Origin of the sequence: Flavobacterium sp., from assembly GCF_041392005.1 — a bacterium.
Lineage (GTDB): Bacteria > Bacteroidota > Bacteroidia > Flavobacteriales > Flavobacteriaceae > Flavobacterium.
Genome location: NZ_JAWKMX010000003.1, coordinates 153,126 through 176,756 on the forward strand (window position 1 = coordinate 153,126; position 23,631 = coordinate 176,756).

The window sequence follows — 23,631 nt, forward strand, 5'->3', positions numbered from 1 at the left end:
ATTTGCAAACTATTTTAAAAAATGAAACGCTTTTTAGTTTATATAGTATTTATCAGTTCTTTAAGTGCCATTAGTCAAATTCATGAAATTGGGGTTTTTGCTGGTGGAATTAATTATATAGGCGATATTGGTCCTACCGATTATGTAAAGCCAAATGAGCCCGCTATAGGACTTGTTTATAAATGGAACAGAAGCCCAAGGCATTCGTGGCGTTTTTCTTATAAATATGGAGAGCTTAAAGCAAACGATAAAGATAGTGAAGCGCCAAATAGGTATTTAAGAGGCTATTCGTTTAAAAATTATGTACACGAATTTTCTGCAGGTTTAGAATTTAATTTTTTTGAATTCGATTTACATAATTTTGATAAAGTTTTTACGCCCTATGTCTTTACAGGTGTTAACTATTTTATTTACGATGAATTGTATATTGATAACAAAAAAAGTAAAACAGATTACCGAAATGGTCAATTTGCAATACCCATGGTAGTTGGTCTTAAAGCCAAGATAGCACAACAGTTTGTACTGGGCGTAGAAGTAGGAGCTCGCTACGCATTAACCGATAATTTAGATGGTAGTTTTCCAGAAAATGATAATTTTGCTTCAATACGATTTGGTAACCTAAACAGTAACGATTGGTATGTGTTTTCTGGAATAACATTAACGTACACATTTGGAGAAAATCCTTGTTTTTGCCCGCATTAAAATGAAACATTTAGAAACGCAAATAAACAAACTAAAATTACCAAGCCATTTAGCTATTATTATGGACGGAAATGGTCGTTGGGCAAAACAAAAAGGACTGTTACGCGCCGTAGGACACGAAAACGGAACCAAATCGGTTCGATTAACAGTAGAAAATTGTGCCAAATTAGGAATAAAAAACCTTACGTTATATGCGTTTTCAACAGAAAACTGGAACCGCCCAAAGCTAGAGGTTGATACTTTAATGAAGCTTTTAATTTCGTCGTTAAAAAAAGAATTAAAAACACTACAAGAAAATAAAATTAGGTTAAATGCCATTGGAAATTTAACAAATTTACCCGAAAAGGTTCAACGAGAATTACAAGAAGTTATTGCTAAAACTGCCGAAAACAAACACATGACGCTTACATTAGCCCTTAGCTATGGCAGTAGAGAAGAACTTATTCAGGCTGTTAAAAAAATAAGCGATAAAGTTAAAAATAATATAATTTCTTCTGATGCTATTGGTGAAAACATTATTAATGAGCATCTTTACACCCATAATCTTCCCGATGTTGATTTGGTAATACGAACCAGTGGCGAGCACAGATTAAGTAATTTCTTGCTGTGGCAAGTAGCATATGCAGAGTTTTATTTTACCGATGTATTGTGGCCCGATTTTACAGAAGAAGAATTATACAAAGCAATAATAAGCTTTCAAAATAGAGAACGAAGATTTGGAAAAACAAGTGAACAAATTTCATAATTTCAAAATGTTAAAAAATACATTACACGTACTATTTATGTTTTTTGTGTTAGGTAGCACAACAGAAGCAATAGCACAACAAGAAGAATTTGAACAAGGGAAAAAATATATACTTTCCAATGTAAAAGTTACAGGTAAAATTCAATATAGCGAACAAACAGTAATTACATTTACAGGTTTAGAAAAAGGACAAGATATTATAGTGCCAGGTTCAGAAATTAGCTCGGCCATTAAAAAATTATGGAAATTAGGTCTTTTTAGCGATGTTAATTTTTATGTAAACGAAATAAAAGGCGATAGCATTTCATTAGAATTGTATTTAAATGAATTGCCTAAACTAGCCGATGTAAAAATTAACGGATTAAAAAAGGGAAAAGCAGAAGATTTACTTAAAGAAACCGATCTTAAAAAAGGAAAAATAGTAAACAACAACTTGCTAACTACTACAAAAAACTACATCGAAAATAAATACAAAAAAGATGGGTTTTATAACATTAAAGTTTTTATTAACACTATTCCAGATACGCTAGATAACCAAGTAAAAATGGTGGTTAACATAGATAAAGGCGATAAAGTAAAAGTAGCAGAAATACAATTTTCTGGAAACGAAAAAATATCAGATGCTAAATTGCGAAAAGCACTAAAAAACACAAAAAAACGAAATGTACTACGTTTTTATAAACGTTCAAAATATATAAAAAACAACTATAAAGAAGATTTAACCGCTGTAATTAATAAATACAAAGAAAGCGGATATAGAGATGCCCGAATTTTATCAGACACCGTAGCCTATAATGCTAAAAACAACACGGTAAACATAAAAATAAATGTAGAAGAAGGTAAAAAATACTATTTTGGCGACATACGTTTTATAGGAAATACCGTTTACAACGAAAGACAATTAAAAAGAATGTTAGGCATTGCCAAAGGCGATACGTACAACGGTGTTTTACTTCAAAAACGAATTGCCGATAATACCAAACCCGATGCCGATGATATTACCAATTTGTATCAAAACAATGGCTATTTATTTTCGAATATTAATCCCGTTGAGGTAAAAACCTATAACGATACAATTGATTTCGAAATTAGAATAACAGAAGGACCAATTGCCTACTTTAACAAAATTACCGTAAAAGGGAACGATAAAACAAACGACCACGTAATTTACCGAGAACTTCGCACAAAACCAGGACAAAAGTACAGTAAAGACTTAGTAATACGATCAGTTAGAGAAATAGGTGCACTAGGGTTTTTCGATGCCGAAAACATAAAACCCGAATTTAAAAACGTAGATCCACAAGCAGGAACTATAGATATTGAATACCAAGTAGAAGAAAAAGGTGCTAGTCAAGTAGAACTTCAAGGTGGCTATGGCGGCGGTGGCTTTATAGGAACATTAGGCTTGTCGTTTAACAATTTTTCACTTCGCAATATTTTTAATAAAGATGCCTATAAGCCACTGCCTATGGGCGATGGTCAAAAATTATCGCTTCGCTTACAAGGAAGTTCTTATTTCCAAACCTACAGTTTGTCATTTACAGAACCTTGGTTAGGTGGTAAAAAACCTATTAGCTTTTTTGGTTCCATTTCACATAGTAAACAATTTCTGTACAATTACAGAACTAGAGATGTAACGCGCGACCAAAGTTTCAACATTACATCGCTATCTGCTGGAGTTTCAAAACGATTAAAACGCCCCGACGATTATTTTGTATTATCGGGTAGTGCATCATTTCAATATTACGATTTAAACAACTACAACACAGGTTTATTTACTTTTGGCGATGGTTCATCTAGAAACTTGGCATACACCATTGGTTTAACCAGAAACAGCAAAGGTTCTAACCCTATTTATCCGCAATATGGTTCAGAGTTTAGTGTATCGGCTCGCTTTACGTTACCATACTCTCTATTTAATGGTATCGATTATGGTAAACTAGAAAGCGACCCAGATTATAAAGTAAAAGCCGCAGCGGGTTATATAGATCCAGATGGTGCAAATATAGCCGAAGGAACTTATCTAAATAGCTCAGGCTACGCAGTAACCAATCCAGATGATGCACAGGTAGATCAAGCTAAAGTAGATCAAAAAAAATACAACTGGTTAGAATATTATAAAATTAAATTTAAAGCCGATTGGTACACTACGGTTTACGAAAAATTAGTGTTGCGAACATTAGGCGAATTTGGTTTTATGGGTTATTATAATAGCGAAAGAGGTTTAGTACCATTTGAACGATTTTTTGTAGGTGGCGATGGATTAGCTAATTATTCGTTAGACGGACGTGAAACCATTCAATTAAGAGGTTATCCAAACAATTCTTTATCATCGCCCGATGGAGGAACAATTTATAATAAATTCTCATTAGAATTACGCTATCCTATAGTTTTAGGCGGAACAGCTTCAATTTACGGATTAACATTCTTAGAAGCAGGTGCGGCATTCGACGATTTTAAACAATTTAACCCATTTACCTTACAGCGTTCGGCAGGTGTAGGTTTACGAGTGTTTATGCCAGCATTTGGGTTGCTGGGTATCGATTTTGCTCACGGTTTCGACCCTATACCAGGAACAACACAAAAAAGCGGATGGCAAACTCATTTTATAATAGGACAACAATTTTAAACCTTACACGTTATTAGTGTAAAAACTCACAAAATATTTAGTATCTTGCACAGGTATTGGTTTAAAAATAAAGCCTAGATTATGAAAAAAATACTCGTATTAGCAACATTAGTAAGCACTTCATTTCTTTTTTCTCAAAGTAGAGGAATGCGCATTGCCTACATTGATATGGATTACATTTTAAGCAAAGTTTCTTCGTATGCAGAAGCTAACAACCAGTTAGAACAAAAAGCCGTAAAATGGAAACAAGAAATAGAAGTAAAAAAAGCCGAAATAGATAAACTAAAAGAAGCCTTAAACACAGAACGCGCTTTACTTACAAAAGAATTAATTAACGAAAGAGAAGAAGAAATAACCTTTCTAGAACAAGAGCTTTTAGAGTATCAAGAAAAAAAGTTTGGCGTACAAGGCGATTTAATCGTACAAAAAACAACTTTAGTAAAGCCTGTACAAGATCAAGTTTTTAATGCAATACAAGATATTGCCGAACAACAAAAATACGATTTTGTTTTCGATAAATCTTCCGACTTAACGATGCTTTTTGCTAATCAACGCCACGATATCAGCGATAAAGTAATTCGTATTATTTCGCGTACAGAAAAAAGAGAAGAATTAACAAAAAAACAATTAAAAGCACAAGAAGCACAAGAGGCGTTGGAAAATATGGAAGACGAAAATCCAGAACTTGCAGCGCGTAGAGAAGCATTAGAAGCAAAAAAAGCAGCTCGTGAAAAAATGCTCGAAGAACGTAAAGCCGCCCGCGAAAAAATGCTTGAAGATAGAAAAGCAGAAGCAGAAGCAAGACGCCAAAAAGCCCTTGATGAACGCAATGCTAAAAAAAATGGCACAGATGTTGATACTACTTCAGATGAAAATAAAGAAACAGAAAAAACAATCAATAATACAACAGACGAAGTAGCACCTGCGCAAACAACAGCAGAAGAAAAACGAGCAAAAGCAGAGGCAGAACGACAACAAAAACTTGAAGATAGAAAAAGAGAATTAGAAGAACGTCGAAACAAAATTTTAGAAGAACGCGAAGCCGCTAAAAAAGCAAAAGAAAATCAAAATAGTACAGAATAATACATAACATTTAATATCATAATTTTTAATACACATGAAACAATTTAAAACTTTAGTATTTGCATTAATCTTATTTGCAGGAACTCAATTATTTGCTCAAGCAAAAGTGGCACATATAGACGTACAAGCGTTAATGACTAATATGCCCGAAATGAAAGCGGCACAATCGCAATTAGAAAAAATAAAAACAAATTACGATAACGAGTACCAAGAAATGGTACAACAATATCAAACAAAGTTGCAAAAATACCAACAAGAAGCAGAAACGGTTGACGAAGCAATAAACCAAACGCGTGAAAAAGAAATGCAAGATATGGGTGTTCGCATTCAACAATACCAACAAAGTGCTCAAAAAGAATTGGGTAAAAAAGAAATGGACTTGTTAAAACCTATTATGGATAAAGCACACAACGCTATTAAAAAAGTGGCAGCTGCAAAAGGTTACGATTATATTTTAGACGCAACTGCAGGTGGTGGAGTTTTGGTTGCTACTGGTCCAGATATTTTAAACGATGTAAAAAAAGAATTAGGTTTTTAATTTATAAATCCATAATTCTACAAAAATACAAACTGCCCATCGAAAAGATTGGGCAGTTTTTTTATACTTTTGTGTTATGCAAAACAATTCAAACCCTATTGGTTTTTTTGATTCTGGAATTGGCGGAACATCTATATGGAAGGAAGTTAGTAGGCTATTACCTAATGAAAACACAATTTATTTAGCCGATAGTAAAAATGCACCATACGGTATTAAATCGAAAAAAGAAATAATTGAATTATGTTTTAAAAATGTCGATTTTTTACTAAAAAAAAAGTGTAAATTAATAGTAGTAGCGTGCAACACTGCCACTACAAATGCTATAAAAGAAATGCGTGCCACTTATGCTGTTCCATTTATAGGAATAGAACCGGCTATAAAACCAGCAGCTATTTATTCTAAAACCCAAAAAATAGGTGTTCTAGCAACGAAAGGAACTATTACTAGCGAATTGTTTTATGAAAAAGCAAAACAATACACGAATGTTAACTTTGTTGAACAAATAGGAACAGGATTAGTAGAACTTATCGAAAATGGAAAAATTGAATCGGAAGAAATGACACAACTCTTAAACCAGTATTTACAGCCTATGATTGCTGAAAATATAGATTATTTGGTTTTAGGCTGTAGTCATTATCCTTATTTAATAGCGCAAATACAAAAAATTCTTCCTAATTCTATAAAAATTATCGATTCTGGCGAAGCGGTTGCAAAGCAAACTAAAAACATTTTAATGCAAAACAATTTAAGAAACAGCAATACAAAAAAAGGCGAACATTTGTTTTTTACCAATAATAATCCTACGGTATTGCAAAATATTTTGCAGTTTTCTACGAATGTAAATTATCTAGATTTTTAAATAAAACAAAAAGCGGTTTCAAAATTTTGAAACCGCTTTCTGTTTATAATTCTACTGATTCTTGTTGCTTATTTTTTCGATTAAACCACCAAATTTTTAATAAGTTTACCAAATAAAATAATACAGGTACAACTATAAGTGTTAAAAAGGTAGCAAAAATTAGTCCGAAAATTACCGTCCATGCTAATGGACCCCAAAAGATAACATTATCACCACCCATATAAATATGTGGGTTTCCTTCGCTAAATAATGAGAAAAAGTCAATATTAAAACCAATTGCTAGCGGAATTAAACCCAATACTGTTGTAATTGCAGTTAACAATACAGGTCGTAAACGCGCTTTTCCGCCCACAACAATAGCATTAAATATTTCTTCTTTTGGAAGCATCTTACCTTCAGGAATTCCTAAAACTTCTTTTTTACGATCGATTAATAACTGTGTATAATCGAGTAAAACCACACCATTATTTACCACAATTCCAGCTAATGAAATGATTCCCATCATGGTCATCATAATTACGAATGGCCATCCTGTAATCATTAATCCTAAGAAAACACCAATAAAACTTAAAAACACTGCAATCATAATAATTGATGGTTTTGAAATGGAATTAAATTGGAACACCAAAATAAGCATAATTAAACCTAAGCCCGAAATTAATGCACCCATTAAAAAGCCCATTTGTTTGTTTTGCTCTTCAATTTGTCCGGTATAATCAATTTTTATTCCATTAGGCATATCTTTAAAATTCGCCATTTCTGATTGAATTTGATTTACAATAGCGCCAGCATCTGTATAACCTGGAGCCAGTGCAGAATATAATACCACAACACGTTCGGTGTTTCGGTGTTTAATAGCACTAAACGACGACGTATTCTTTTGGCTTGCCACTGTAGAAACAGGAATTTCTTTTAATTCGCCGGTGTTGGTTCTAAATATAATTTTTTGATTAAACAAAGCACTTTGATCGTAGCGATTTTCTTCATTAAAACGAACATAAATATCGTAATCATCGCCATCTTTTTTATAAATACCTGCTTTTTCACCAAAAATTGAACGACGTAATTGGTTACCTACTTGTCCTGATGAAACGCCCATTTCTCCTGCTTTTTCACGATCAACAACAACACGCATAGCTGGTTTACTTTTATTAACATCAACTTTTAATTCGTCAACACCTGGAATGTTTTTCGTGTTTAAAAATTCGCGCATTTTTTCGGCAGTAACAATTAATTCGGTATAATCGTCGCCTTTAATTTCGATGTTTACAGGGTAACCTGCTGGTGGTCCAACGGCATCTTTTTCAACTGAAATGGTAACCCCAGGATAAATATCTTTTAATGCTTCTTGAACTTTTGCACGCATAGTTTCAGAGTCTTTACCATCTCTAAATTTGTACTCACGCATGGAAACGGTAATTTTACCTTTGTTTGGCATTTCGGCACTTGAACCACCATCGGTTTGTGGGTTTCCAGCACCTTCACCCACTTGTGAAACAGCCGATTCAACTAAATAATTAAACGTGCCATCTTCGTTCATAAATTCTTTCGAATTCATTACTTCGTACACTTGTTTTTCAATACGTTTAGTAATGGCGTTCGTTTTTTCAATATCAGTTCCTTGCGGATATTCGATATAAACAATTACTTGATTGGGTTTGTTATCAGGGAAAAATTCAACTTTAGTACGTTGGCTAGCAACACTCCACCCGAAGTATAATCCTAAAATTAAAAAGAACATGATAACCATTCCAATTGTTACGATGTATGGTTTTTTACCTGATAAGAAAAATTTTAAAGAACGTTCATACCAGTTCTCCCAACGCGATAATATTACATGTTGAAATTTTACAGTTACATCTTTTAAAAAGTAACGATACACCCAAAACATTGCAGCCGTAAATATCATTAATGAACCTAAAGCTCTATATTGACCGCCAATTATAACAATAAATAATCCTATTGGAACTAAAATTATAGATAATTGTATGAGTTGTTTACGAGTTAATATTTTGTCATTAACATCCATAAATTGAGACACCAATACCGAGTTAAAAAACACTGCAACAAATAATGATGAACCCAAAACAACAGAAAGTGTTATAGGGAAAAATTTCATAAATTCGCCCATAGTACCTGGCCATAAACCAAGCGGAACAAATGCCGCAACAGTAGTAGCTGTAGAAATTATAATAGGTAAAGCAATTTCGCCAATACCTTTTTTAGCGGCTTCAATTCGGCTCATGCCTTCGTCTTCCATTAAACGGTAAACGTTTTCAACAACCACAATTCCGTTATCAACTAACATACCGAGTCCCATAATCAATCCGAAAAGAATCATGGTATTTAGCGTATAGCCCATACCATTTAATATCATAAACGACATAAACATAGACATTGGAATGGCAAATCCAACGAAAAGTGCATTTCGGAATCCTAAGAAAAACATTAACACGCCAACAACGAGTATTATACCAAAAATGATATTATTTACTAAATCGTCAACCTGATTTAAAGTTCTTGATGATTGGTCGTTAGCAACGGTAATATTTACATCACTTGGAATATGATTATTTAGCTGTGCGTCAGCAATAATAGTTTTGATTTTATCGGCTGCTTCAATCATGTTTTTACCTGCTCTCTTTTTAACATCGAGCATTACCACTTCATGGCCAAACTCACGAGCATAGGTTGTTTTATCAACATCTTTAAAAGAAATATTTGCAATGTCTTTTAAATACACAGCACCACGATTACTTTTAACTACAAAATTATCAAGGTCGCTTGGGTTTTCAATTTCACCTAAAATACGGATAGTACGACGTTGTCCATTAGCAATTAAATTACCTGCCGACATAGTTACATTACCACCACGTATGGCATTGATAACATCGTCGAAACTAATTTGAGCTGCCATCATTTTATAAATATCAACAGCTACTTCAACTTCTTTATCTTGTGCGCCACGAATATCAACTTGTTTAATTTCGGGTAGCGATTCGATTTCATCTTCAAGATATTCGCCAAACTCTTTTAATTTATACACAGGATAATTTTCACCTGAAATATTAATGTTTAAAATTGGAATTTCTTCAGAAAGATTTAAATCAAACACATTAGGTTCAACTTTGGCGCCATTAAATGTAGGCCAATCTTCGCTAGCTTTTTTAGAGTCGACCTCGTCTTTTACTTTTTGTTTTGCCGCATCAACAGAAATTTTTTCGTCAAATTCTACAATTACAATTCCGTAATCTTCAGATGATGTAGATGTAATTTCAACGACATTACTAACGTTTTTCAGTTCATCTTCAAGCGGATCTATAATTAAGCGTTCAATATCTTCGGCAGTATTTCCTGGATAAACTGTACTTATATAAATTTTGGTTTCTTTTACTTCAGGGAAATCTTCACGAGGCATACCATAATAGGCAGAAATTCCCATGATAAAAAACAATGCCATAACCACATATATGGTCATTTTGTTTTCAATTGCCCACGATGAAAGCTTAAATTCTTTATCGGATGTATTTTGAGTCATAGTATATTTTTATTTAATAATCGATACTTTTTGTCCGTCTTTTACGCTACGTGCACCTTCTTTAATGATGTGTTGACCATCAGTTACACCGCTTAAAATTTCAATCATACCATTTTGTGTTAAACCTGTAGTAACAATAACACGTTTAGCAACAGTATTACCATCAGTCGTAACATTATCGGCAATATATACATATTGTTCGCCTTCTGCATTTTCAGAAATAATACTTGCAGGAACCGAAATTACACTTGGGTTACTGTAATCTTTAATTTGAACTTTAGCAGAAAGATTTGGTTTAATATTTCCGTTTTTATTAGGCACTTTTACTTGTACCATAAAAGAGCGGTTGGCAGGATTGATGTAATTACTTGTTTGCGAAACTTTTGTATTAAATTTTTCACCGATTGTTGGCAATTCAACCATAACATCACATCCGTTTTTAATTGAACTGATGTATTTTTCAGGAACTTCTGCTTCCAAATACATATTGCTTAGGTTAATAATACGTGCAATTGGTGTTCCTGGTGCAACAACACTACCTTGATCGGTAATTATTTCATCTATAGTTCCCGAAAAAGGCGCTTTAATTACGGTTTTAGCCAATTGCGATTTTAATTGATTTACGGCTTTAGCTTGTGCTTCATAAGCCGATTTAGCTTGTAAATATTGAATTTCGGAACCAATTTTTTGATTCCATAAATTTTGTTGACGTTCAAAGGTTGTTTTTGCTAAACCCGCTTGAATTTCTAATTGGGCTACTTGTTGACTTAACCCACCGTCATCTACTTTAGCAATAGTTTGCCCTTTAGTTACTCGTTGTCCTTCAGCTACATATATTTGTTGTAACGTTCCGCCAAATTGTGAATTTAAAATAATGTTTTCTTTTGTTTGAACATCTGCTTGAAGTTCTAAATAATGATTAAATAAAGTGTCTTTAGCGGTAAGCGTTGTAATTAACATGATTTTATGATTGGTATCTAACTTACCAATAGCAGCATCAATTAATTCGATTTCTTTATTTAAAGCATCGGTTTGTGCTACTAATTGACTTCTTTTTTCGCGTAACGCTTTTACGTCGCCTTTTTCTATTACTGATTCAGTCGAGTTTTTTTTGTCGCCACCACAAGCAACCAATAAAACTAAAGTAAGTATTGCGATTATATTTTTTTTCATGATATAAATTAATTATTGTTGATGATTTTATCTAAAGCTGTTTTTTTGTTAATCACATTTACCATTGCTTCTAAAAACGATTGTTGCGCAGCATATAATTGGCGTTGTGCTTCGGTAAATTCAAAACTACTTGAAATTCCTTCCTGAAATTTAACACCTTGTTTGTGCTCAATGCGTTCTGCCAATCGTAAGTTTTCTTTAGAAACGGTATATTGCTCAATGCTAAATTGATATTCGTTTTTAACGGTTTCAAATTGTAACCTTAAATTTTGTTCCGTTTGTTTTAAGTTTGTTTCTGCTTTTTCATAAGCAATTTTTGCTTGTTGCACTCTTGATGAACGGGCAAAACTGCTAAATATAGGAACATTTAATCCTACACCTAAATAGGAATAATTTAACCATTTTTGATCGCTTTGTAAAAACGAAAAATCATTGCTAAATGAATTATAACCAAAATTTACTTGCGCACCTAATGAAGGTAAATATTTGCTTTTTTCTAACTTAACTAATAATTCATTTGATTTTAATGTATTTAATTCGATTTTGTAATCAATATTATCGTTAATGTTAAATGTTGAAGTTGTTGCTGCTAAATCAATGTTTTTTAACGCTAATTGATCAAGATTATCTTTTAATTGAAGTGTGTTGTCTAAATCAATTCCCAAAACAAATTTTAACATATCAAGTGAAATATTAGCACGACGCGTTGCATAAGATAACGAACTATTAATTTGACTTAAAGTTATTTGTAATTGTTCAACACTTTCTTCTTCAGTTAAACCGTTTTTATAAATTTGGGTAATTTCATACAAGGTTTTTTCGAGAGAAGTTTTATTGCTTTTTAATACATTTACAGATTCATTGGCTAACAATACATTACCATAGGCATTTATAACCATTTCACGAATTTCTAAATCCGTTTTTTCTTTTGCATTTTCAGAAATTTGTAAATAAACTTTAGCCGATTGCAATCCAACTAAATAAGAGCCATCAAATATAAGTTGACGCAAAGTTGCATTAGCAACCATATTATGTTTTGTACCAAATGCAACTTCAGCAAATTCGCCAGGGTTTCCTCCAAAAAATTCAGCAGGAACTAACGATTTTTGAATTTCAAAATTGTTTTGATAATTAAGGCTAGCGTCAATTTGAGGTAAACCAATGGCAGTGGTTTCCCATTTTTTCTTAATGGCACTTTCTATATTGCGCTCTGCATTTACAACTTGGTAGTTGTTTTTTAGCGCATGTGCTATTGCCTCTTCTAGTGTAAAGGCATATTGTTCTTGCTTTTCTTGTGCGGTTAGCAACGAAGAAATCATTAAAACAATAATAATGTAAAAATTTTTCATTAAAATTTAATATTAATTAGTTTGCTTTTGTATTGTTTTTTCTAATATTTCTAATCCTTTTGGAGTACCTATTCCTCGCAAATGATAAATTAAAAATTCTTTATGAATTTGAGAGTTGTTATAAATATTGGAAGGGAAAAGTGTTTCATCTTTACAAGAACTTATACCCGCAAAATAAAAACGACCTATAATAGAAGGTTCAATCTCTTTGCGATATAAATTGGCAGTAATACCTCTTGTTAAATTTCCAATAATACAGTTTTCCATTTTTTCGAGATGTAGTTTTTTAATTGCATCATGAATTTTAGGATAATATTTTTGCAATTGAAAAGTGGTTGTTGAGTTTTCCGTTTTTAAATAATCGGAAACAAAGTTTTTAATGTCGAAAAGCTCTTCAATTGGGTTGGTACTTTTTTGACAAATGGCATCAATTCCCGATGAAATTTTTTCAAAAACAAAAAAACTTGCACTTTTTACCAAATCAGGTTTAGTTGTAAAATGCTGATAAATTGTTTTTTTTGATATGCCCAATTCGCAAGCAATATCATCCATTGTTATGCTTTTAAACCCGTGAGAAACAAACATTTCGGCTGCTTTTTCAATAATTTTCTCTTTCATTTTCTCGAAATTTTCGGCTGCAAATGTACTACAGAAACTTTTAATACAAAAAAAGTTTCCAAAGTTTTTATGAGATTTTTAACATTCTTGCTTTTTGAATTATAAATACTTCTTTAATAATTATTTTTTAGCGAAATTTGCCCAATAAATAGAAGCTATGCAACCACTTTCTAACTATCAAACTATAATTGCAGAACATTTTAATCAAATTTCTTTAAAAAAAGAACCCAAAGGGCTTTATGAACCAATTAAGTATATTTTAGATTTAGGCGGAAAAAGAATGCGCCCTGTTTTAACTTTAATGAGTGCCGATATTTTTAATGCCGATTTAAAAAGTGCATTACCTGCGGCAACTGCGGTTGAGGTGTTTCATAATTTTTCATTAATTCATGATGATATTATGGACGATGCACCTTTGCGAAGAGGAAATGAAACGGTGCATGAAAAATGGGATTTGAATACTGGAATTCTTTCGGGCGATGCTATGTTAATTTTAGCATATCAGTTTTTTGAAGCTTACGAACCACATATTTTTCAACAACTTGCAAAATTATTTGGTAAAACAGCTTTAGAAGTGTGTGAAGGACAACAATACGATGTTGATTTTGAAACACGTGACGATGTTACCATTCCCGAATATTTAAAAATGATCGAATATAAAACGGCAGTATTGGTAGCCGCAGCAATGAAAATGGGTGCAATTGTTGCTGAAACATCTGAGGAGAATGCTAATTTAATTTATGATTTTGGTTTAAATTTGGGTATTGCTTTTCAATTACAAGACGATTATTTAGATGCTTTTGGTGATCCTAAAACATTCGGAAAACAAGTAGGTGGCGATATTATCGAAAATAAAAAAACATTTCTGTATTTAAAGGCTATAGAATTTGGAACCACAGAACAAAAAGAGCAATTATTACATCTGTTTTCGATTCAACCAACAGATAATACAGATAAAATTGAATCGGTAAAGCAACTTTTTGTTGAAACAACTGCAGCAGACGCTACGCGTCAAGCGATTCAAAACTTTACTCAAAAAGCATTTTCAACTTTAGAAAAAATAGAAATTGAGAGTACTAAAAAAGAAATGTTGAAAAATTTTGGAGAACAATTAATGAACCGTAATGTATAATCCGCCAGCAACAATAGAATCTTTATTTTATCAAGCTGAAAAAGAAAACTTGTACGAAAAACTCATTGTTCAACTCAATAAAGATTTCAATTTAGCTAATGAAAGTATGGAATTGCCAACTACTATTTTGCCAAGTGAATTGAAAAATAATTTACACGAAAAAATATACAAACTCATTCAGTACAAGTTTGCCGAATATTTAAATTTACTTTATATTATTGATATTTCTGAAGAAAAAATAAAGCAACTTGACGGTTCAGATTTAGTAAAACTTTCCGAGCAAGTTGCTTTTCTTGTATTAGCCCGTGAATGGCAAAAAGTGTGGTTTAGAAATAAACTCTAACAAAAGGCATAAAAGCATTGCCATACACATTGTCACCATCTTTATATAAAACATTATATCGAGCACCAATAGTAACATTGTTTGTTCTGTAACCAGCTCCTAAAAACAAAGCTGTGTTCCAGAAATTATCAGAACCACCACCAAAATTTACGTCGTACGAATTGTTTACGCGCAATTGTTCTAATTCAGTAGAAAGTTGAATTTCACGTATAGGGTTAAATAAAGCAATTAAACTTCCGCCATAAATATGTGAATCGTAAAAATCTTTTTGTTTTACATACGAATACTGCACGCCTAAACCTGCCGAAACATATTGATTAAAATTATAAATAGCACTTGGCGCAACAGTAATGTTTGTAGAATTGTTGCCAAAATTTAAACCTAAACCTCCACCAAACTGTACTTTATCTAAAAATTTAGATTTTTGAGGTTGCATTTTCGATTGACCAAAAATAGTAGAAGATGCACAAAAAAATAAAGCAATACTCAATACATAAAATACAGTTGTAAAATTCTTTTTCATTAATTTAATTGTTAAAGTTTTATGTTATAAAAATACAAAAATCTTTAAAAGATTATTACAAATGTTTTACTTTTGCATAAAAATTTTTAATTAAAAGGTCTGTTAGACACAACTATGGATAGGTTTTCCTTTTTAAATGCTGCACATACGGCTTTTTTTGCCGATTTATACGATCAATATTTACAAAATCCAGATAGCGTAGAGCCAAGCTGGAGAAGTTTTTTTCAAGGATTTGATTTTGCTCAAACCAATTTTTCTGGCGACGAAGTTGGTCAAATGATAGTTAATGGTAATGTTTCTTGCGAACATGTTGCCGACAAGCTTCATAAAGAATTTAACGTATTAAATTTAATCGAAGCCTATCGTACTCGCGGTCATTTGTTTACACATACGAACCCTGTTCGAGAACGTAGAACGTACACGCCAACATTAGCTTTGTCGAATTTCGATTTGTCCGAATCAGATTTAAATACGGTTTTTGATGCCGCTAAAATGGTAAATATGAAGCCAAGTACTTTGGCCGATATTATTAAGCATTTAGAAAAAGTATATTGTCAGTCAATTGGGGTAGAATATATGTACATTCGCGATCCAAAAGTTCGTGAATGGATAAAAAACCGATTAGATATTAATGACAATCAACCATCTTTTTCTACAGAACAAAAAAAACATATTCTTCGAAAATTAAACGAAGCGGTTTCTTTCGAAAATTTCTTGCATACAAAATACGTGGGTCAAAAACGTTTTTCTTTAGAAGGATGTGAGTCGGCTATTCCAGCACTTGATGCTCTTGTTGAAGCTGCTGCAGAAAAAGGAGTTGAACAGTTTGTAATGGGTATGGCACACCGTGGCCGTTTAAATGTTTTGGCAAATATTTTTGGTAAAAACACGCAAAATATTTTCTCTGAGTTCGACGGTAAAGATTATGATGAAGATATGAACTTTGATGGCGATGTGAAATACCATTTGGGTTTAACTTCTGATAGAAAAACCGATGCTGGTCACAAAATTAACTTAAATTTAGCGCCTAATCCTTCTCACCTAGAAACTGTAGGTGCTGTTATTGAAGGTATTACACGTGCAAAACAAGATAGAAATTATCCAAATAATCCTTCAAAAGTATTACCTATTGCTGTTCATGGCGATGCCGCTATTGCGGGTCAAGGTATAGTATATGAAATTATTCAAATGGCTAAGCTTGATGGCTATAAAACACAAGGAACAATCCATTTAGTAATCAATAATCAAGTAGGATTTACTACCAATTATTTAGACGCACGTTCATCTACGTATTGTACTGATGTGGCTAAAGTAACGTTATCACCAGTGTTACATGTAAATGCAGATGATGTTGAAGCGGTTGTTCATGCTATGCTGTTTGCATTAGATTATCGTATGGAATTTGGAACAGACGTTTTCATCGATTTATTAGGCTATAGAAAATATGGTCATAACGAAGGTGATGAACCACGTTTTACACAACCAAAATTATATAAAGCCATTGCGAAACATAAAAATCCACGTGATATTTATGCACAAAAGTTACTTAATGAAGGTGTAATTTCTGATGGCTATGTAAAAGGCTTAGAAGATGAGTACAAAGCCAAATTAGATGAAAATCTAGAAATTTCACGAACAAAAGAGCTTACCGTTATTACTCCATTTATGGAAAATGAATGGGAAGGTTATGAGCAGGTTTCTACTGATGTTATGTTGAAATCGTATGATACTTCATTTTCTTTAACAGAATTAGATAAAATAGCAACGACAATTACAAAGTTGCCAGAAGATAAAAAATTCATCAATAAAATTTCTCGTTTAATTGACGATCGGAAAGCCATGTATTTCGAAAGAAATCAATTAGACTGGGCAATGGGCGAATTATTGGCTTACGGTTCTTTATTAAAAGAAGGCTACGATGTGCGTATTTCTGGTCAAGATGTTGAACGAGGAACTTTTTCACACCGTCATGCTGTTGTAAAAGTTGAAGATTCGGAAGAAGAAATTATCTTAATGGATGATATTCAAGATAAAAAAGGTAATTTTTATATTTATAATTCCCTTTTATCTGAATATGGAGTATTAGGATTTGAATACGGTTATGCATTAGCATCGCCTAAAACGCTAACTATTTGGGAAGCTCAATTTGGAGATTTTTCTAATGGCGCTCAAATCATGATGGATCAATATATTTCAGCAGGCGAAGACAAATGGAATAACCAAAATGGTATTGTAATGTTATTGCCTCATGGTTACGAAAACCAAGGAGCAGAGCATTCATCGGCACGTATGGAGCGCTACCTTCAATTGTGTGCAAAACACAATATGTATGTGGCAGACTGTACAACACCAGCGAACTTTTTCCACTTAATGCGCCGTCAAATGGTAACTAAGTTTAGAAAACCATTAATCGTATTTTCACCAAAAAGTTTGTTACGTCATCCATTAGCTGTTTCTACTAAAGAAGAAATGGCCAACGGACGTTTTCAAGAAGTGATTGATGATCCTAATGCAACCGATAAAAAAGCAATAAAATCATTGGTTTTCTGTACAGGAAAATTCTATTATGATTTAGTAGCAAAAAGAGAAGAATTAGGTAGAAATGATGTCGCTTTTGTTCGATTAGAACAATTATTCCCATTAGCTACCGATCAAATTAAAGCAATCATTGAAAGTTATCCTAAAGTTGATGATTATGTTTGGGCACAAGAAGAGCCTAAAAATATGGGTGCTTACAGTTATATGTTAATGAATTTCGATTTGGTAAAATTCCGCTTGGCATCGCCAAAAGCGTATAGTGCACCAGCAGCAGGAAGTTACGAACGATCTAAAAAACGCCATGCTAGTGCAATAGCTATGGTTTTTGATAAAAATTTATTTAGATAAAAATTTGTTTCAAGTTTAAAGTTTCAGGTTTACTATTAGCCACTTGAAACTTTAAACAATTTAAACTTTAAACAAAAAAATATGATTTTAGAAATGAAAGTCCCTTCACCGGGAGAGTCAATTACCGAAGTAGAAATTGCAACTTGGTTAGTGCAAGACGGTGATTATGTTGAAAAAGATCAGGCAATTGCCGAGGTAGATTCTGATAAAGCAACTTTGGAATTACCCGCTGAAGCAAGTGGTATAATTACCTTAAAAGCCGAAGAAGGCGATGCAGTGGCTGTTGGGCAAGTAGTTTGTTTAATCGATACAAGTGCGACAAAACCAGAAGGCAATGCAGCACCAGCAAAAGCAGAAACGACACCAACTGCACCTGTAAAAGAAGAGCCAAAAGCGACTCCAGTTAAAGCAGAAACGTATGCTACTGGTTCGGCTTCGCCAGCAGCTAAAAAAATATTAGCAGAAAAAAATATACAACCATCAGATATTGTTGGAACAGGCAAAGACGGACGTATTACTAAAGAAGACGCTATTAGTGCTGTACCTTCAATGGGTACACCAACAGGCGGTAATAGGGGTAGCGAAAGAACAAAACTGTCAATGTTGCGTCGTAAAGTAGCAGAACGCTTAGTTTCAGCTAAAAATGAAACAGCGATGTTAACGACGTTTAACGAAGCTAACATGACGCCAATTAATAAATTGAGAAGTCAATATAAAGATGATTTCAAAAATAAACATGGTGTTGGTTTAGGTTTTATGAGTTTCTTTACTTTGGCAGTGGTTCGTGCATTAAAAATGTATCCTGCAGTAAATTCTATGATCGATGGAAACGAAATGATATCGTACGATTTTTGTGATATTAGTATTGCTGTTTCAGGACCAAAAGGATTAATGGTTCCTGTAATTCGCAATGCTGAAAATTTAAGCTTTAGAGGTGTAGAAGCCGAAGTAAAACGTTTGGCATTACGTGCTCGCGACGGTCAAATTACTGTTGATGAAATGACAGGTGGTACTTTTACAATTTCAAACGGAGGTGTTTTTGGTAGTATGTTATCAACACCAATTATCAATCCACCACAAAGCGGAATTTTAGGTATGCACAACATTATTGAACGTCCAATTGCTGTAGATGGCAAAGTTGAAATTCACCCAATGATGTATTTAGCTTTATCTTATGATCACCGAATTATTGATGGTCGTGAGTCAGTTGGGTTTTTAGTTGCTATAAAAGAAGCCTTAGAAAACCCAGTAGAATTATTGATGGATAACAATCCTAAAAAAGCATTGGAACTATAATAATTTTAATTAGAAATAGAAAACGCCCAAGTATAATTCTTGGGCGTTTTCATTTAACCAACTTTAAAAATTATGGCAGTGTATTTATGTTTTAAACCATAAAATATTTATAACCAATATATTAAAGATGTTAATTTTGTAAAAAGGTTGCGTGAAATAAACTATCTTAAATACAAATAATGATTACTATAGTCAATAATTGCATTTGCTTTTAATAATACATCGGCGCCAATAATGCCGTCAACAGGTTTTGTTTTATACTGTTTTAAAGCTAAATTAACATGACTCATATCAAAAATAATCACATTTAATTCAGAAAATTTCCAATGACTCATTGAAATTAAGTTGTTTTTCGAAATTTGTGTTTCCATACCGGTTGCACCTGCACCAGCCGCTTTAGTTTCCGAATTTTCAGCAGTTAGTTTAAATTTTTCAATACCTTCAAAACCCACACAACTATTACTGGCACCCGTGTCGAGAATAAACTTTCCTTTTACTCCATTTATTTTAGCCGATACTAATAAATGTTGCGTTTTTAAAATAGTGAATTTTATTTTCTTGTATTTTTTCTTTTTTAAAAAATATTGCAAATTTTTCATAAATAAAAAAGAGCCGTATAATACAGCTCTTTAAAATATAATAAATATTTTATTAATAGTTTATTTCAAATGAACCATTATTTATCGTTTTTGTAACATCTGTAGAAAAATCCAAAACTTCTCCTGAAAAATTTCCTTTAATTGTATTGCTGCTATTGGTTGAAACATTTGTATTTAAATCTCCATTATTACGATACTCTGTCGAACCATTTTTATAAACAAAGCTATAAATCACATCCGAACCAACATCACCTTTTTCTACAATGAATACAACCATTTCATTGGTGCTAGTTCCAATAGTAGCAGTTACTGTTAATTCAGTATACGCATCAGAAGTACCAACATCATAGGTTTCTTCATTCACAATTACTGTGTCAAAGTTTTTTTCAACACCATCAACCGTCATTTTAACAAATTTTGTGTTTGAGCTTGATGAATCATCATCTTTTGAGCAAGAGATAGTGAACAATGACAAAATTGTTACGAGAGTCAAAATTTTTTTCATAGGTAGAAAATTTTATAGTTAAGATTATTGCTAACAAATGTATATTATGAAATTTAATTGCGCAAATTTTTTTTACATTTACAAATAAAATAATAATCAAAATTTTGAGCCCGAAACTAATTTTAACCGACACCCATTCGCATTTATATTCCGAAGAATTTAATACTGACCAAAACGAAATAATGCAACGTGCTTTTAATAATGGTGTTACTCGAATGTTTGTTCCTTCAATTGATTCCACTTATGCTGAACGAATGTTTGCGTTAGAACAGCAATATCCAACCAATGTTTTCTTAATGATGGGTTTGCATCCTTGTTATGTAAAACCAGAAACTTTTGAAACCGAATTAGCCTTTGTAAAGCAACAACTTTTTTCAAGAAAATATTATGCCGTTGGCGAAATTGGAATTGATTTGTATTGGGACAAAGCGACTTTAGATATTCAAAAAATAGCTTTTAAAAAACAAATTCAGTGGGCAAAGCAGTTGGGTTTGGCAATTAATATTCATTGTCGCGATGCTTTTGATGAGGTTTTTGAGGTTTTAGAAAGCGAGTATGATGAAAGGTTATTCGGAATTTTCCATTGTTTTACTGGAGATTTTGAACAAGCACAACGTGCCATTTCTTTAGGAATGAAATTAGGAATTGGTGGCGTGGTAACGTTTAAAAACGGAAAAATAGATCAGTTTTTACATCATATCGATTTACAACATATTGTATTAGAAACCGATTCGCCATATTTAGCACCTGTACCACATCGTGGTAAACGAAATGAAAGCAGTTATACGTTATTAGTGGCGCAAAAACTAGCAGAAATTTACAATTGTTCTGTAGAAGAAATTGCAAGTGTTACAACCCAGAATGCTAAAACTATTTTCGGAATTTAACGAAGTTTTTAAATCAAATTGTTATTTTTTTTGTTTTTTTGTGAAATAAAATAAGGTATGTCTAAATTCGATACTATAAGACCCTATTACGATACCGAAGTAAATGAAGCTTTACTACAATCGCTAAACCATCCTATGATGAAAGCGATGATGAATTTTACATTTCCCGAAACGCCAGAAACCGAATGGCAATCGCAATTACGACACACACATTCTATACGCGATTTTCAAATTAACTTTGTGTATCAATCTATACAAAAGGTTTTACAAAAAAGTTCAGAAGGGTTAACGACTTCGGGTTTCGAAAAATTACAACCTAACACAGCCTATTTATACATATCTAACCATCGCGATATTATTTTAGATACGTCTTTGTTAAACGTAGCGCTTTATGATAACAAACTAGTTATGACGGCTTCGGCTATTGGCGATAATTTGGTGCAAAAAGAATTTTTATTGAAACTATCAAAACTCAATCGAAATTTTTTAATTCAGCGCAATCTTTCGCCAAGAGAATTGTTACAAAGTTCAAAATTGGTTTCAGAATATATTTACCAATTACTTCGTAAAGAAAATCGTTCGGTTTGGGTAGCACAAAAAGAAGGAAGAACAAAAGACGGAAACGATGCAACACACCCTGGAGTATTAAAAATGATAGCCATGGCATCTAATGAAGAAAATGTAATGGACTATTTTAAAAAACTTAAAATAGTACCCGTTTCTATTTCTTATGAATATGATCCTACCGATGTGTTAAAAATGCCACAACTTTTAGCACAAGCACGCGATGAGGTTTATAAAAAGGAAAAAAACGAAGATTTTGTAAACCTAATTAGCGGAATTATAGGTCAAAAAAAACGAATTCATATTCACATTGGCGATGTTTTAGATACTGAAATTGATGCTATAAAAGCGCAAACCGATACACCAAACAAGCAAATACAATTATTAGCACAAACAATGGACGATGCTATTTTGCAATCGTATAAATTGTGGCCCACAAATTATATAGCTTACGATTTGTTACATAAAACCGATACATTTAGCCATTGTTACAGCGAGCAAGAAAAACAAATTTTCGAACGCCGACTCGAACTCCGTATAGATGCGGATAATCAAACGTTAAAAGAAGGTTTTTTAACCATGTACGCTAACCCTGTAGTTAATAAATTAAAATATACTAATGCCCTATAGCACGCCTAAAATATTGCTTATTTATACCGGAGGAACAATTGGTATGGTAAAAGATAGCGAAACAGGCGCACTAAAAGCATTCAATTTTAAAAAATTATTACAAAACATTCCCGAACTAAAATTATTAGAGTGTAAAATAGAAACTATTTCTTTTACAGAACCTATAGACTCTTCTAATATGAATGTTCAAAATTGGCAACAAATTGCCGAAATAATCGAAGATAATTACGAAGAATTTGATGGTTTTGTTGTACTTCACGGTTCCGATACCATGTCGTACAGTGCTTCTGCATTGAGTTTTATGCTCGAAAATTTATCAAAACCTGTAATTTTTACAGGATCACAATTGCCTATAGGCGATTTGCGCACCGATGCTAAAGAAAATTTAATTACCGCCATTCAAATAGCAGCTTTACAAGAAAAAGGAAAACCCATAATAAAAGAAGTTGGTTTGTATTTCGAATACAAATTGTATAGAGGCAATCGAACTACAAAAATTAGCGCCGAACATTTTAATGCGTTTGCCTCACCAAATTTTCCCGAACTGGCAGAGTCGGGCGTACATTTAAAAATAAATAAAGAACTTTTATTGCAAACTTCAAAAGCGAAAAAAATTAAAGTAAATAAAAATTTTGAAGAAAATGTAATTATCTTAAAACTATTTCCAGGCATTAATCATAACATATTAACTGCTGTTTTGGCTATTCCTAATTTAAAAGGAATCATATTGGAAACCTATGGCTCTGGTAACGCATCAACAGAGGCTTGGTTTATTAATGAACTAAAAAAAGCAATAAAACAAAATATTTACGTTATAAATGTTACACAATGTAGCGGTGGTTCGGTTGCAATGGGAAAATACGAAACAAGTACCGATTTGAAAAAAATAGGCGTATTATCGGGTCATAATATTACTACCGAAGCAGCTATTACAAAATTAATGTACTTATTAGGACAAAAAGTAAGTCCAAAAGTTTTTAAAACCGTATTTGAAACCTCTTTACGAGGCGAAATGTATTAAAAAACGAGTAA

General features: G+C 32.6%; 20 protein-coding genes. 13 read left to right on the top strand and 7 right to left on the bottom strand.

Annotation, left to right across the window (positions count from 1 at the left end):
- The first annotated feature begins 21 nt into the window (after positions 1 to 21).
- From R2808_RS03330 to murI, 6 genes are all read left to right on the top strand, one after another.
- Positions 22 to 702 (top strand): DUF6089 family protein, encoded by a 681-nt coding sequence (locus tag R2808_RS03330; RefSeq protein ID WP_371269537.1) that lies wholly within the window; start codon positions 22 to 24, stop codon positions 700 to 702.
- Between the two features lies 1 nt (position 703).
- Entirely contained in the window at positions 704 to 1,447 is a 744-nt protein-coding gene (locus tag R2808_RS03335; protein ID WP_371269538.1) for an isoprenyl transferase, read from the top strand.
- Positions 1,448 to 1,454: 7 nt separating this feature from the next.
- Positions 1,455 to 4,076, top strand: coding sequence for an outer membrane protein assembly factor BamA (bamA, locus tag R2808_RS03340; protein ID WP_371269539.1), 2,622 nt, complete (start codon positions 1,455 to 1,457; stop codon positions 4,074 to 4,076).
- A gap of 81 nt (positions 4,077 to 4,157) precedes the next feature.
- Complete coding sequence (locus R2808_RS03345) at positions 4,158 to 5,159, top strand: OmpH family outer membrane protein (protein ID WP_371269540.1); 1,002 nt, start codon at positions 4,158 to 4,160, stop codon at positions 5,157 to 5,159.
- A 34-nt stretch (positions 5,160 to 5,193) separates the two neighbouring features.
- Positions 5,194 to 5,697 carry an OmpH family outer membrane protein gene (locus R2808_RS03350; RefSeq protein ID WP_371269541.1) on the top strand — a complete coding sequence of 168 codons (504 nt, stop codon included), beginning with the start codon at positions 5,194 to 5,196 and terminating at the stop codon, positions 5,695 to 5,697.
- Positions 5,698 to 5,773: 76 nt separating this feature from the next.
- Positions 5,774 to 6,556: a glutamate racemase gene (gene murI, locus R2808_RS03355; RefSeq protein WP_371269542.1), complete on the top strand. Its 783-nt coding sequence runs from the start codon at positions 5,774 to 5,776 to the stop codon at positions 6,554 to 6,556.
- Between the two features lie 43 nt (positions 6,557 to 6,599).
- Here the strand turns inward: murI and R2808_RS03360 are convergent, their stop codons facing one another.
- Genes R2808_RS03360 through R2808_RS03375 form a run of 4 tightly spaced genes read right to left on the bottom strand, consistent with a single transcriptional unit; the run spans position 6,600 to position 13,234 of the window.
- Entirely contained in the window at positions 6,600 to 10,094 is a 3,495-nt protein-coding gene (locus tag R2808_RS03360; RefSeq protein ID WP_371269543.1) for an efflux RND transporter permease subunit, read from the bottom strand.
- 9 nt (positions 10,095 to 10,103) lie between these two features.
- Complete coding sequence (locus tag R2808_RS03365) at positions 10,104 to 11,267, bottom strand: efflux RND transporter periplasmic adaptor subunit (protein ID WP_371269544.1); 1,164 nt, start codon at positions 11,265 to 11,267, stop codon at positions 10,104 to 10,106.
- 8 nt (positions 11,268 to 11,275) lie between these two features.
- Positions 11,276 to 12,616, bottom strand: a complete 1,341-nt coding sequence (locus R2808_RS03370) for a TolC family protein (protein ID WP_371269546.1) — start codon at positions 12,614 to 12,616, stop codon at positions 11,276 to 11,278.
- A 12-nt stretch (positions 12,617 to 12,628) separates the two neighbouring features.
- Entirely contained in the window at positions 12,629 to 13,234 is a 606-nt protein-coding gene (locus R2808_RS03375; protein ID WP_371269547.1) for a TetR/AcrR family transcriptional regulator, read from the bottom strand.
- 157 nt (positions 13,235 to 13,391) lie between these two features.
- Between R2808_RS03375 and R2808_RS03380 the strand changes: the two genes are divergently transcribed.
- Positions 13,392 to 14,366, top strand: coding sequence for a polyprenyl synthetase family protein (locus tag R2808_RS03380; RefSeq protein WP_371269548.1), 975 nt, complete (start codon positions 13,392 to 13,394; stop codon positions 14,364 to 14,366).
- On the top strand, positions 14,359 to 14,709 hold the full coding sequence (locus R2808_RS03385) for a hypothetical protein (RefSeq protein WP_371269549.1): 351 nt from the start codon (positions 14,359 to 14,361) through the stop codon (positions 14,707 to 14,709). The genes R2808_RS03380 and R2808_RS03385 overlap by 8 nt, the downstream gene beginning before the upstream one ends.
- On the opposite strand, the gene R2808_RS03390 is transcribed toward R2808_RS03385, so the two are convergent.
- Complete coding sequence (locus tag R2808_RS03390; protein ID WP_371269550.1) at positions 14,693 to 15,232, bottom strand: hypothetical protein; 540 nt, start codon at positions 15,230 to 15,232, stop codon at positions 14,693 to 14,695. The genes R2808_RS03385 and R2808_RS03390 overlap by 17 nt on opposite strands.
- A 114-nt stretch (positions 15,233 to 15,346) precedes the next feature.
- Between R2808_RS03390 and R2808_RS03395 the strand changes: the two genes are divergently transcribed.
- Positions 15,347 to 18,118 (top strand): 2-oxoglutarate dehydrogenase E1 component, encoded by a 2,772-nt coding sequence (locus R2808_RS03395; protein ID WP_371269551.1) that lies wholly within the window; start codon positions 15,347 to 15,349, stop codon positions 18,116 to 18,118.
- 81 nt (positions 18,119 to 18,199) lie between these two features.
- Positions 18,200 to 19,414 carry a 2-oxoglutarate dehydrogenase complex dihydrolipoyllysine-residue succinyltransferase gene (gene odhB / locus R2808_RS03400; RefSeq protein ID WP_371269552.1) on the top strand — a complete coding sequence of 405 codons (1,215 nt, stop codon included), beginning with the start codon at positions 18,200 to 18,202 and terminating at the stop codon, positions 19,412 to 19,414.
- 161 nt (positions 19,415 to 19,575) lie between these two features.
- Here the strand turns inward: odhB and R2808_RS03405 are convergent, their stop codons facing one another.
- Both R2808_RS03405 and R2808_RS03410 read right to left on the bottom strand, forming a co-directional pair.
- Positions 19,576 to 20,013: a retropepsin-like aspartic protease gene (locus tag R2808_RS03405; protein WP_371269553.1), complete on the bottom strand. Its 438-nt coding sequence runs from the start codon at positions 20,011 to 20,013 to the stop codon at positions 19,576 to 19,578.
- Between the two features lie 52 nt (positions 20,014 to 20,065).
- Entirely contained in the window at positions 20,066 to 20,518 is a 453-nt protein-coding gene (locus R2808_RS03410; RefSeq protein WP_371269554.1) for a hypothetical protein, read from the bottom strand.
- A 104-nt stretch (positions 20,519 to 20,622) separates the two neighbouring features.
- Here R2808_RS03410 and R2808_RS03415 point away from each other — a divergent pair, with 104 nt between their 5' ends.
- Genes R2808_RS03415 through R2808_RS03425 form a run of 3 tightly spaced genes read left to right on the top strand, consistent with a single transcriptional unit; the run spans position 20,623 to position 23,620 of the window.
- Complete coding sequence (locus tag R2808_RS03415) at positions 20,623 to 21,405, top strand: TatD family hydrolase (RefSeq protein WP_371269555.1); 783 nt, start codon at positions 20,623 to 20,625, stop codon at positions 21,403 to 21,405.
- 57 nt (positions 21,406 to 21,462) lie between these two features.
- Positions 21,463 to 22,599 carry a 1-acyl-sn-glycerol-3-phosphate acyltransferase gene (locus tag R2808_RS03420; RefSeq protein WP_371269556.1) on the top strand — a complete coding sequence of 379 codons (1,137 nt, stop codon included), beginning with the start codon at positions 21,463 to 21,465 and terminating at the stop codon, positions 22,597 to 22,599.
- Positions 22,589 to 23,620, top strand: coding sequence for an asparaginase (locus R2808_RS03425; protein WP_371269557.1), 1,032 nt, complete (start codon positions 22,589 to 22,591; stop codon positions 23,618 to 23,620). Before R2808_RS03420 ends, R2808_RS03425 begins: the two co-directional genes overlap by 11 nt.
- The last annotated feature ends 11 nt before the right edge of the window (positions 23,621 to 23,631 follow it).

Excerpts from the sequence above, each read along its gene's own strand:
- R2808_RS03330 (WP_371269537.1), top strand. The coding sequence starts at position 22 with ATGAAACGCTTTTTAGTTTATATAGTATTTATCAGTTCTTTAAGTGCC.
- R2808_RS03335 (WP_371269538.1), top strand. The coding sequence starts at position 704 with ATGAAACATTTAGAAACGCAAATAAACAAACTAAAATTACCAAGCCAT.
- bamA (WP_371269539.1), top strand. The coding sequence starts at position 1,455 with ATGTTAAAAAATACATTACACGTACTATTTATGTTTTTTGTGTTAGGT.
- R2808_RS03345 (WP_371269540.1), top strand. The coding sequence starts at position 4,158 with ATGAAAAAAATACTCGTATTAGCAACATTAGTAAGCACTTCATTTCTT.
- R2808_RS03350 (WP_371269541.1), top strand. The coding sequence starts at position 5,194 with ATGAAACAATTTAAAACTTTAGTATTTGCATTAATCTTATTTGCAGGA.
- murI (WP_371269542.1), top strand. The coding sequence starts at position 5,774 with ATGCAAAACAATTCAAACCCTATTGGTTTTTTTGATTCTGGAATTGGC.
- R2808_RS03360 (WP_371269543.1), bottom strand. The coding sequence starts at position 10,094 with ATGACTCAAAATACATCCGATAAAGAATTTAAGCTTTCATCGTGGGCA.
- R2808_RS03365 (WP_371269544.1), bottom strand. The coding sequence starts at position 11,267 with ATGAAAAAAAATATAATCGCAATACTTACTTTAGTTTTATTGGTTGCT.
- R2808_RS03370 (WP_371269546.1), bottom strand. The coding sequence starts at position 12,616 with ATGAAAAATTTTTACATTATTATTGTTTTAATGATTTCTTCGTTGCTA.
- R2808_RS03375 (WP_371269547.1), bottom strand. The coding sequence starts at position 13,234 with ATGAAAGAGAAAATTATTGAAAAAGCAGCCGAAATGTTTGTTTCTCAC.
- R2808_RS03380 (WP_371269548.1), top strand. The coding sequence starts at position 13,392 with ATGCAACCACTTTCTAACTATCAAACTATAATTGCAGAACATTTTAAT.
- R2808_RS03385 (WP_371269549.1), top strand. The coding sequence starts at position 14,359 with ATGTATAATCCGCCAGCAACAATAGAATCTTTATTTTATCAAGCTGAA.
- R2808_RS03390 (WP_371269550.1), bottom strand. The coding sequence starts at position 15,232 with ATGAAAAAGAATTTTACAACTGTATTTTATGTATTGAGTATTGCTTTA.
- R2808_RS03395 (WP_371269551.1), top strand. The coding sequence starts at position 15,347 with ATGGATAGGTTTTCCTTTTTAAATGCTGCACATACGGCTTTTTTTGCC.
- odhB (WP_371269552.1), top strand. The coding sequence starts at position 18,200 with ATGATTTTAGAAATGAAAGTCCCTTCACCGGGAGAGTCAATTACCGAA.
- R2808_RS03405 (WP_371269553.1), bottom strand. The coding sequence starts at position 20,013 with ATGAAAAATTTGCAATATTTTTTAAAAAAGAAAAAATACAAGAAAATA.
- R2808_RS03410 (WP_371269554.1), bottom strand. The coding sequence starts at position 20,518 with ATGAAAAAAATTTTGACTCTCGTAACAATTTTGTCATTGTTCACTATC.
- R2808_RS03420 (WP_371269556.1), top strand. The coding sequence starts at position 21,463 with ATGTCTAAATTCGATACTATAAGACCCTATTACGATACCGAAGTAAAT.
- R2808_RS03425 (WP_371269557.1), top strand. The coding sequence starts at position 22,589 with ATGCCCTATAGCACGCCTAAAATATTGCTTATTTATACCGGAGGAACA.